This window comes from Actinophytocola sp. (assembly GCF_045807065.1).
Classification (GTDB): Bacteria; Actinomycetota; Actinomycetes; order Mycobacteriales; family Pseudonocardiaceae; genus Actinophytocola.
Genome location: NZ_JBJMIE010000773.1, coordinates 1 through 9,582, shown reverse-complemented (window position 1 = coordinate 9,582; position 9,582 = coordinate 1). Strand labels below are relative to the sequence as shown.

Annotated in this window: 9 protein-coding genes; 4 read left to right on the top strand and 5 right to left on the bottom strand. The window is 69.2% G+C overall.

The genetic code is table 11. The features are described from left to right. Both ACJ73U_RS45180 and ACJ73U_RS45175 read right to left on the bottom strand, forming a co-directional pair. Positions 1 to 377: cytochrome b/b6 domain-containing protein (locus tag ACJ73U_RS45180; protein WP_407783966.1), on the bottom strand; the 377-nt coding region annotated here is incomplete at its 3' end. Then, a complete protein-coding gene (locus ACJ73U_RS45175; RefSeq protein ID WP_407783965.1) occupies positions 346 to 780 on the bottom strand; it encodes a hypothetical protein in 435 nt (144 codons plus the stop codon). The genes ACJ73U_RS45175 and ACJ73U_RS45180, both read right to left, overlap by 32 nt. Before the next feature lie 808 nt (positions 781 to 1,588). Between ACJ73U_RS45175 and ACJ73U_RS45170 the strand changes: the two genes are divergently transcribed. Together ACJ73U_RS45170 and ACJ73U_RS45165 are read left to right on the top strand one after the other, a co-directional pair. Further along, complete coding sequence (locus tag ACJ73U_RS45170; RefSeq protein WP_407783964.1) at positions 1,589 to 2,638, top strand: LuxR C-terminal-related transcriptional regulator; 1,050 nt, start codon at positions 1,589 to 1,591, stop codon at positions 2,636 to 2,638. A 17-nt stretch (positions 2,639 to 2,655) separates the two neighbouring features. Further along, entirely contained in the window at positions 2,656 to 4,359 is a 1,704-nt protein-coding gene (locus ACJ73U_RS45165) for a copper resistance CopC/CopD family protein (RefSeq protein WP_407783963.1), read from the top strand. A gap of 378 nt (positions 4,360 to 4,737) precedes the next feature. Here the strand turns inward: ACJ73U_RS45165 and ACJ73U_RS45160 are convergent, their stop codons facing one another. Both ACJ73U_RS45160 and ACJ73U_RS45155 read right to left on the bottom strand, forming a co-directional pair. Beyond that, positions 4,738 to 5,928 carry an acyl-CoA dehydrogenase family protein gene (locus ACJ73U_RS45160; RefSeq protein WP_407783962.1) on the bottom strand — a complete coding sequence of 397 codons (1,191 nt, stop codon included), beginning with the start codon at positions 5,926 to 5,928 and terminating at the stop codon, positions 4,738 to 4,740. Continuing rightward, on the bottom strand, positions 5,925 to 7,418 hold the full coding sequence (locus ACJ73U_RS45155; protein WP_407783961.1) for a type I 3-dehydroquinate dehydratase: 1,494 nt from the start codon (positions 7,416 to 7,418) through the stop codon (positions 5,925 to 5,927). Before ACJ73U_RS45155 ends, ACJ73U_RS45160 begins: the two co-directional genes overlap by 4 nt. 62 nt (positions 7,419 to 7,480) lie before the next feature. On the opposite strand from ACJ73U_RS45155, the gene ACJ73U_RS45150 reads away from it, so the two are divergent. After that, complete coding sequence (locus ACJ73U_RS45150) at positions 7,481 to 8,194, top strand: nitroreductase (protein ID WP_407783960.1); 714 nt, start codon at positions 7,481 to 7,483, stop codon at positions 8,192 to 8,194. Here the strand turns inward: ACJ73U_RS45150 and ACJ73U_RS45145 are convergent. Continuing rightward, positions 8,161 to 8,724 carry a hypothetical protein gene (locus tag ACJ73U_RS45145; protein WP_407783959.1) on the bottom strand — a complete coding sequence of 188 codons (564 nt, stop codon included), beginning with the start codon at positions 8,722 to 8,724 and terminating at the stop codon, positions 8,161 to 8,163. The two genes, ACJ73U_RS45150 and ACJ73U_RS45145, sit on opposite strands and share 34 nt — an antisense overlap. Before the next feature lie 292 nt (positions 8,725 to 9,016). Between ACJ73U_RS45145 and ACJ73U_RS45140 the strand changes: the two genes are divergently transcribed. Next, positions 9,017 to 9,582 (top strand): LLM class flavin-dependent oxidoreductase (locus tag ACJ73U_RS45140; RefSeq protein WP_407783958.1); only part of this gene is annotated, 566 nt, incomplete at its 3' end.

Here is a 9,582-nt window from a genome sequence, read left to right as displayed (position 1 = left end):
CGCTCGAAGCGGCCGGTGAACACGGCGCGCGGCCAACGGAGCAACCAGCGCAGGTCCGTTCGGCGGTAACGGACCGAGTCGACCAGCAGAGTTCGTGCCGCGCGCCAGCCCAGCACCACGCCCAACGCCGCGAGGCCGGCGAAGACCCACCCCGTCCACGTGTGCAGCTCCGCGTCCGACACGTCCGTCAGTTGGGACACGACGCTGGGGTTGCCCTCATCGCCGAGCGTGAGCCACCAGCCGGTGAACAACAGCAACAGCACGGTCAGGTATGTGCCGGCGTGAAACCAACGGGTCCTGGCGTTGTTGCGCCGCACGACCTCCGGCGGATCCTTCCGGTCCCGCTCAGTAACCACCGCCGCCCGTCCCACCGTCATCCGTCGGCTGTGCGCCGCCGCCACCGCCGCCGGTCCGCACCGTGATGCTGGTGTCGAACCCGGCCGCCGAATGATCGGCGTTGCGCAGCGAGATGTTCATCTTGTGCTGGCCGGCCTTCAGGCCGGCGACCGCCGGCGACTTGTCGGTGATCTGGACGTTCTCGGATTCGATCACCTCGTACTTGCTGTCGTTGCCGTCGAAGTAGAGATGCACGTGATGTTTGCCGGAATCCGTCGGTCCGAGTTCCACGTTCGAGTCGAGGCGCAACATGAACGGAATCGTGATCGACGCTCCCTCCGTCGGCTCTTTGATCGTGACCTTCTGCGCGCCGCTGCCGCTACTACCACCGCCGCTGCCCGCGGCGGCGGTATCACTGCCGCACCCGGCCACTCCGACCAGCACGATCGCACCGAGTACCACTGACATCCTGAGTCGTTTGTTCAACCTCGCCACCAGCGTCCGCCTCTCAATAGGGGGATCCGTCCGACAAGTACTACGCAGCGGTCGGGATTAGGTTCACACCCCTAGGGAATTCGGGCGGTCCCGGCACCCCGCGCGGTGCCCGGCGGCCAGCCACCGACCGGGTCGGCAGGCGACCGTCTGCGACGGAACGCCTGACTCGCCAGTCCTATGTGCACATTACCTGAGGGACTATGTGGACAGAGGATGAGCCAAGGTGAGAAAGGGTTTTTCGATTCCGATGCCCGAGCGGGCCTCGGGAACGGGCGCATCGGGCCGTCGACGCTGTCACCGCCCCGGAGCGGGACGACGCGGTCCCGGCAGCGGTGACTTCTCAAGCAGGGTCCGTACTTGAGTGGTTCAGGGACCCCTAGGGGGAAACGTCTTTTGTTCTGCACTGGGCGATCTGTCCCCACGGCCAGAGGTGTGGGACCATGGTCCTGGGAGTGAGTCGCAGGTCGGCGGGAACCGGAGTGGTGCTCTGGGGACACGCACCGTGCCATGCGGTACCCGTTCAGTATTTACGAACTGAGGTATCGGCGTGGCTGAAGAGCCTTCGTTGACTGTCGTACTCCAACACGAGAACCGGCTGATCCGTGAGACGCTCGCCCGACATATGGTCCGTGAGCCGGGAATCACCGTCGCCGGCACCGCGTCGTCGGGGCCGGAGTTGGTCCAACTATGCAGAATTCGAAGACCTGCGGTCGCGGTATTCGAAGCGGACGCGCCGCGGTGGAGCAACGAACGCCTTGTGAAACTGCTGTTGCAAACGGGCAGCCGCATGCGCACGGTCGGTGTGCACGATACTTTGCCCGCCGCATATGTCATTCGCGCCTACGACGCGGGTGTCAGCGCGATGGTCTCCTACACGGGCGGTCTCGACGCTTTGCTCGACGCGATCAAAACCCCGTCCCTGCCGGTGGAGATAGCACGCCAGGCGGGAAATGACGGGCAGGCGCTGACCGAGCGGGAGACGCAGGTGCTCTACCTGATCAGCGCCGGGTTCCCGCCGAAACTGGTCGCGGTCGAGCTGGGCATCAGCCTGCACACGGTGGAACACCACAAGAAGCGTATCTTCGCCAAGCTCGACGTGCACAACCAGGCACACGCCGCCGCGAGTGCCGTCCGCCTCGGTCTTCGACCACCCGCCGTCCCACCGCAAGGAGGCGACTCGCGGGTGCCCAAGCGACGGCGCAACCTCAGCGTCGTGCTCGTCGCGCCCGCCGGCCGCCTCGCCGACCACCTGCGCGACATCCTCGGAGAGCACCGAATCCCCGTGCTGGGCAAGGATGGCGACGACCAACCGACGAACGGTGCCGACAACCACCTGCTCATCAACGTCCTGGTGGACCCGAGAGAGCCCGAATGGCCCTCGCCCGACGGCAGGCACGTCTTCGTCGACAGCCGGGAGCTACAGCACTCCCAGATCACCAAGGCGCTGGCGATCGGCATCTCGACCGTACCCGCGTCCCGGGCCGACGATCTGCTGGTGCCTGCCGTGCGCGCCGCGGGGCAAGGCCACGTGCTGGCGAACTCGACCTACGTCCGCGCTCTTTTCGGCCCGTCCCGGACCGACTCCACGGAGAGGTGGCGGCGGTGGGAGCTCGCGCTCACGCCTCGCGAGAAGGAGATCCTGATCTCCGTCAGCCGGGGGCACGCGACCAAGCAAACCGCGCGGCAGCTCGGGATCTCCATCCGCACGGTGGAGAACCTGCAGAGCAACCTGTTCAGGAAGCTGCGCGTGCACAGCAGAGCGGCGGCACTGGTCGCCGCACACGATCTCGGTCTGCTCGACGAGTGAGCGCGGAAGGACGTCCCGTGGACAGCCGAATGCGTGCCGCCCTCGCCGTCGTGTCGATGACCGTGGGCCTGTTGTTCCTGTCGAGCGGCGTCGCCTCGGCACACGCCGAACTGATCGAGACCAACCCGGCCAACGGTGCGCATCTCGACGCGGCACCGCGGCGGGTGGTCCTCCGGTTCAGCGAGTCGGTCCTCCCGGTCCGGGACGGGTTCACTCTGCTCGACGGGACCGGAGCGACGATCGCCAAGCCGGCGGCCCACGGCGTGTCGGGCGACGCCGCGCGGATCACCATGCCACTGCCCGCCACGCTCGGCGACGGGGTGTACGTCGTCAACTGGCGGGTGCTCTCCGCGGACTCGCACCCGGTCCACGGCGCGTTCGTCTTCAGCGTGGGCAAGGCACGGGCGGCCCCGCTCGCCGACGCCGGTGCGCAGGCGGGCTCGGACGGCCTCGTCGAGATCGCGTTCTGGCTGTTCCGGCTGCTGTCCTTCGCGAGCCTGGCACTGGTGGTCGGCGGCGCGTTCTACGTCGTCGTGTGCTGGCGACCCGGTCTGTCCGATCGCCGGGTACGCCGGCTGATCACCGCGGCGTGGGTCGCCTCCCTGGTCTCGGCGGTCGTGCTGTTGCTGTTGCAGGGCCCCAATGCCGCCGGCTCCTCGCTCGCCGGCCTCCTGGACCCGGCACTGCTGGCGGACACCGCCCGGACGACCTTCGGGATCCTGCTGCTGGTCCGGATCGCGCTGCTCGGGCTCGCCGGGGTGCTGTTGGCACGGCTGAGGACCGTGTCCCGCTGGAGCGTCGTGGTCATGGCCGTCCTCGGCTACGCGTTCGCGCTGACCTGGAGTGGGACGGGGCACGCGAACACCGGTCTGCTGTCGGGGTTGGCGTTGCTCGTCGACGCGGCGCACCTGACGGCGATGGCGGTCTGGCTCGGTGGCCTGGTCGTGCTGGCGTCGTGCACGCTCGCCGGGCGCGGGCAGAGCCGGGACGACGAGGACGCGGCCGCGGCCGCCGCGGCACGGTTCTCCCGCACGGCCGGCGCGGCGGTGGCGGTGCTCGGCGTCACCGGCCTGCTCCAGGCCTGGCGCGAGCTCGCCGAGTTCGGACCGGGGACCCAGTACTACACGCTGCTGATCTTCAAGGTCGCCGTGTTCGGCCTGTTGCTCTGGCTGGCCTCGTTGTCCCGGTCGTTCGTGCGGCGGCGGTTGTCCGTCTCCGCCGCACCCCGCCGTGCCGCCGACCGGCTGGTGCGGCAGGACGTGCTCGCCAGGCTCCGCCGCTCGGTCGTCTGGGAAGGCGGTGTCGCGGTGGTGGTGCTCGGCCTCACCGCCGCACTCGTCGCCGTGCCACCCGGTGGTCACGACCACGGCCCGAGCGCGGCGGCCGTCCCGGCCGGCCCCTTCCTCGGCTCGCTCGCCCTGCCCGGCTCCGGCGACGTCCAGGTGTGGGTCGACCCGGCACGCACCGGCGACAACCAGATCGTGTTGAACGTCCGGGACGACCGCGGGATCAACCGGAACGTCCCGGAGGTCCGGGCGCAGCTCGAGCTGCGGGAGGCCGGCATCGAGCCGGTACCGCTGTCGCTCGCCAGGACGGCTCCCGGTCAGTTCAAGGCCGCCGACGTGGTCGTCCCGGTCGCGGGCACGTGGACGCTCGACCTGCACGTGCGCACCACCGAGTTCGACGAGGTCGCGGTGGACACCCGGATCAGCATGCGGTGACCGCCGCCGTCCACGAAGGACGGACGACGACCAACTGTGAGCGGGGAGAGCGTCCTGCCCGGACAGGGGGTACAGGACGGCTCTCCCCGCTCACCGTGCACGACAGGCCGAAATCCTGACCCGCCGAGCGAGATCCTTGGGTGAGCCACACCAGTTCGGCCCGTGCTGTCCGCACGGTGCGGAACTGGTGTGGAGAAATCCCTGTTCGGCGCGATCAGATCGCCCGCCGCGTACGCGGTAGCGGCACCTCCCGACGGTGCGGTCAAGTCACCGAAGTGGTCAAAACATACCAACTTCGCACCCCGAACAGTAATGGTCAGAATTCCCTAGTAGTCACAAACTTTCCTCAGGTAACCTGAGGCCGAAATGTACCTTTTCTCATGGTTTGTAGAAAGAGGGGTCGTGGGCCTCGCCCAGCGCGTTGCGACCAATGGTCGCGAGAATGTGGTCATCATTGTCGTGTCGCACGTAGAACAACAGATCCCGCTGTATCCGCTCCACCGGGCTCGGCCGGACGAGGCAGCGGGCGCCGCAGGCGCGCACGCAGTGGTCGACGGTGTCCAGGGCGAGGTGCTCCACCAGGTGACGGGCCCGGGAACCGGCCATGCTCGCCTCCGCCCTGCGTCCGGAGTCCCACAGCTCCGCGACGTGCTTCAACCACAGCCCACCGGTCTCCACGGCGACGGCCATCGCCCCCACCCGTTGCTGCACATAGGGATCGGTGTGCTTGCGCTGGCGCGTGACGTACTCGAGGGCGTACCCGTAGGCCGCCTCCGCCGCGCCGAGGAAACTCGCCGCGTAGTGCGGGATGAACGCCGTCTGCCACCCCTGGCGCAGGTAGTCCCCGGCCTCGCCGATGCGCTGCGAGTCCGGGATGTAGGTGTGGTCGAAGCGGACGAGGTGGCTGACCGTCGCCCGCATGCCGATCGGGTCCCACCACGAGGCGTCCACGGACACGGAGGGATCGGCGAGCTCGCAGGCGAGCATCAGCACACCGGCGCCGGCGTCGGACGTGCTGTTCCTCGCACCGCCGGGCCCGGCCGTGTCGACCAGCAGGATCGCCCAGTCGGCACCGGTGGCGCTGGTCGCGAACACCTTGGTGCCGTCGATGATCCAGCCGTCGCCCTCCCGCCGCACGTTCGTGCCGAAGGCCTTGGCCTCGCCGGGCTTGGGCGCCCGCGGTTCACCGCTCCACGCCACCCACCGCTCGCCCAGGCGCACCACCCCGTCGAACCATCGCGACTTCTGCGCCTCCGAACCGAGCGCGTCGATGAGCACCATCGAGTTCGTGTGCCCCTCCCAGCACCGGGCGAGGGAGAGGTCCGCGGCGGCCAGCCGTTTGGTCATCAGCCACAGCCCGAGGGCGTCGCCGCGCAGCGGTCCGAGTCCCAGGCCGCCGTGGGTGACCGGCACGGTCGGGGCGTGTAGACCGGCGGCGAACAGGTCGTCGAAGTCCGCCACCGGGAAGGTCGCCGTGCGGTCGTAGCCGTCGGCGCGTTCGGCGAAGGTCTCGGCCAGCGTCGAGAGCTCGGCCAGCCGGTTGGCGTGGGGACCAGTGTGGACGGTCATATCACGGACTCCCTTTGCTCTGGTACGACCGGGATCGGGATCTCGGCACCGTCGAGGGGCTCCCGTTCGCCGGGTAGGGACCTGCCGGTCAGCAGGCGGAACTGCCGGTCGACCTCGACCCCGAGCACCTGCCAGCCGTCGACGACGACCTGTTGGCGCGCGCGCACGGCGGCGGCCAGCGTGGTCTCCGCCGGGCCGTAGATGAGGTCGACGACCACGGTGCCGGGCGCGATCCGGTCGATGGCGAACGGCGGCTCGTCGCGGACGGGCGTCGCGTGCACGATGAGCGAGTAGTTCTCCGGCGCGAACCGGTTCAGGGGCAGGTAGTCGACACCGAGCAGGTCCGCCGCGTAGCGAGCGCGGTCCAGCCCGCGGTTCACGATGGTGGGTACGGCACCCGCCGCCGACAGGCCGAGCACCGCCCCACGTCCCGCGCCGCCGCAGCCGACCACCGCCGCCCTGCGGCCGGTCAACCCCACACCGGCACGGCGCAGGGCGCCGACGACACCCGCCGGGTCGGTCGTGCACGCCCGCCAGCCGCTTCCCTCGCGCACCAGCAGGTTGGCCGCGTCCGTGCTCCTGGCCGCCACGCTCGCGGTGTCGGACAGGAGCAGCGCCTCCTCCTTGAACGGGGAGACCACGGTGGCCCCGCCGAACGTGATACCCAGCTGTTCGAACCCGGTGCACAGGGCCTGCCACGAGCCGGTGAACTCCTTCACGGGCAACGGCAGGTACAGCGCGGAGAGACCGAGTGCCCGGTAGCCGGCGTTGTGCAGGCGTGGCGACTGCGATCCCCGCATGGGTCGGCTCACGATGCCGAACACCTGCTCCAGCGGCGGCAGGTCGGGGAAGGGGTAGTCGTCCAGCAGGTGTGCCACCGGTGGCACACCCCACGCGACGTCCTGGCCGAGGCCGCCGAACACGACGGGGGCGCCGAACCACGGTGCGAGCAACCGGGTGAACAGGCCGAGGTCCCCGGTGGCGAAGGCGGTGACGTCGGACCGACCGAGCCCGGCGAGGAACCGCAACGGGTCCATCGCCTGTGCGACCGTCGTCGCCTCGGACGCCAGCAGGTACAGGCGCGCTGGCGTGTTCCGCATGCGCTCGAAGATCGCGCCGAACCCCGAGGGGTCCAGCGCCTCCCCGTACCAGCAGATGCGCCTTCGGTGCGGCGGCACGGCGGCCAGCAGTTCCGGCGTGAGGTCCCGGTCGACCTCCAGTTCCACGACGTCGTAGGACCGGGCGGCGGCGAGGAGGCACTGCTGCCGCTCGGCCGCACTCCCGATGAACGCACCGCCGTACTCCGGGCTGCGCAGGCTGTAGATCAGTTCGCCGTCGAAAAGAGAGCGCAGTAGGTCGACATCGGAATCACCGGTGAGATCGGCGCGGACCTGTAGACCGTTCGCTATCCCCCGCAATGCGCGAAGATCACGGCGTTCTCGCCACGCGGCCGTGGTCAGCGTCGCCACGATCGCGCAGTTCCGACGCACCGTTCCACCAACTGCGACCCGGGGGCTGGACAAATTCCTCGTCATGACGACAATCCCTTGTCATGGATGTTTCTCCGTGGACGACTTTTCGATCTGTCCTCGATGGGCGGCACAGCAAGCGCGCCTTTCTGACGGAATCGGTGCCGCGCGACCTCCTCGAGAACGTGCTGCTGGCGGCGGCGCACGCCCCGTCCACGCGCAACGGTCAGCCGTGGCAGGTCGCCGTGGTGACCGGGGAACGCAAGGACCGGCTCGCGTACCGCCTGTGCGCGGAGTTCGACCGCGGTGCCGCCCCTCGGCCGGACTTCGAGTACCGAGCCGCACGCACTGACGAGACAATCGACCGCCGGGCTCGCGAGGCCAGCACCGGCGTGCTGCTCGCCAAGGGACACAACAGGAACGACCGGACCGCACGCCGCGCCCACCAGCGGGACAACCTCGGGTTCTACGGCGCGCCCGTCGAGATGATCTTCCACCTGCCCGCGGGCGCGATGCCGGGCCAGTTCCTCGAGATGGGCTTCTTCCTGCAGAACGTGATGCTGGCGCTGGTCGCCTGCGGCCTCGGCAGCTGCCCCCAGTTCAGCGTCGCCGGCTACCCGGACGTCATCCGCGCGGAACTGGACCTCGATGCCGACCGGCTCGTCGTGTGCGGGCTGGCGGTCGGGTACCCGGACGACTCGGTGCCGGTCAACCGGTACCAGCCGGGCCGCGCCGACCTGGCGGACTACGTGCAGTGGCATGATCAACCACCGCTCGCGACGGCCGGTCCGCGCTGACGGCCGACCTGGCCGACCCGCGGTCGCACCAGCACCTGGAGCCGGCGCGCATGGTCCACATAGGACCCGTAGTCGGAACCGCCCGGCTCGGCGACGTCACCGCCGTCGAGGCAGTGGTCCCGCCCGTTCAGTTCCGGCGTCAGCGCGAGAATCGGCTCCCGGTGCGCCGCCGCCATGGGCGATCGCACGGCGTTGCCGCGGACGAACAGGGGCAGCGGCCTGCGTGACCGCTGCGGCGGCACACCGGTTCGGGCCAGCCGTGCCCGGACCGCCGGGTAGCTCGGCTGGCTGACGCGACCGAGGCGGAGGCGCCGGGAACAGTGCCACCAGTGGAGGACGGCGAGCGTCAGCGGCATCGCCACCACCGTGCCCAGGGCGGCCGCCGGGAGGAGGACCGGTCGACCGACGGGTCCGTTGGTCATGGCCAGCAGGCCGGCGGACATGGCCTTCGCGAGTCCGCTGTAGGGGATGTACCAGATGAGGTAGCCGAGTCCGAGCAGGCCGAAGCCGGCGTTTCGTGCGCGCGTCATCAACTTCTCCCAAAACAAGGAGGAATCAGGAAGTAGCAACGCGCGGCACGTGCTCACCCAACCACGCACACGCGAGTGATGAAGTTGTCCGTGACAGCGGCGGGGTTGTTGCCGAGAGTGATTGACCGCCTCCAGGCCGTCACTGACAGCACGTTACCCGAAATCCACTGTGACCGCACAACCAATTCGCCCGACTACCTAGGGGTCCGCGCCGGCCTAGGAATAACGTGCCATGGTCCCGCCCGGAAACCGCGGCTACCGTCGCGGCAAAAGGACTATCCCGGGGTGAGACATGCCAGCCAACAACCGGCGGATGCAATTCCACTGGAGCCTGCCGTCGACCGGTGTCGCCGACCGACGCAGAGGTGCGCGGTTCCGGACCGAGATCAACCAGTTCAAGGACCTGGACCAGCAGCGTGACTTCTGTGTCCGCGCCGACGAACTGGGCCTGGACAACCTGCTGATGCCGATCGGGTTCCAGCGGGCCGATCCGATCGTCCTGGCCGCCGCGTTCGGCATGGCCACCGAGCGCGTCAAGTTCATGTCCGCGTCCCGCGCGGCGGTCATCTCGCCGACCTACTTCGTCCAGCAGGTCAACGCGGTGTCCGCGTTCACGAACGGCCGGATCACGATCAACGTGGTGTCCGGCCAGGGATCCAACGAGCTGCGCTACTACGGCGACTTCTCCACCCACGACGAGCGCTACCAGCGCACCGACGAGTTCTGGACCGTCTGCCACGCACTGTGGCGGCGGGAGTTCCCGGTCGACTTCACCGGGGAGTTCATCAGCGTCGAAGGCGCCAGGATCAACCAGGCGTTCGTCTCGCCGGACCGGTACCGGCCGTACGTCTACCTCGG

What these genes read in the sequence shown, in the direction of transcription:
- ACJ73U_RS45150 (WP_407783960.1), top strand. Translation starts at nt 7,481, where the DNA reads ATGGATGTTTCTCCGTGGACGACTTTTCGATCTGTCCTCGATGGGCGG.
- ACJ73U_RS45145 (WP_407783959.1), bottom strand. Translation starts at nt 8,724, where the DNA reads ATGACGCGCGCACGAAACGCCGGCTTCGGCCTGCTCGGACTCGGCTAC.
- ACJ73U_RS45160 (WP_407783962.1), bottom strand. Translation starts at nt 5,928, where the DNA reads ATGACCGTCCACACTGGTCCCCACGCCAACCGGCTGGCCGAGCTCTCG.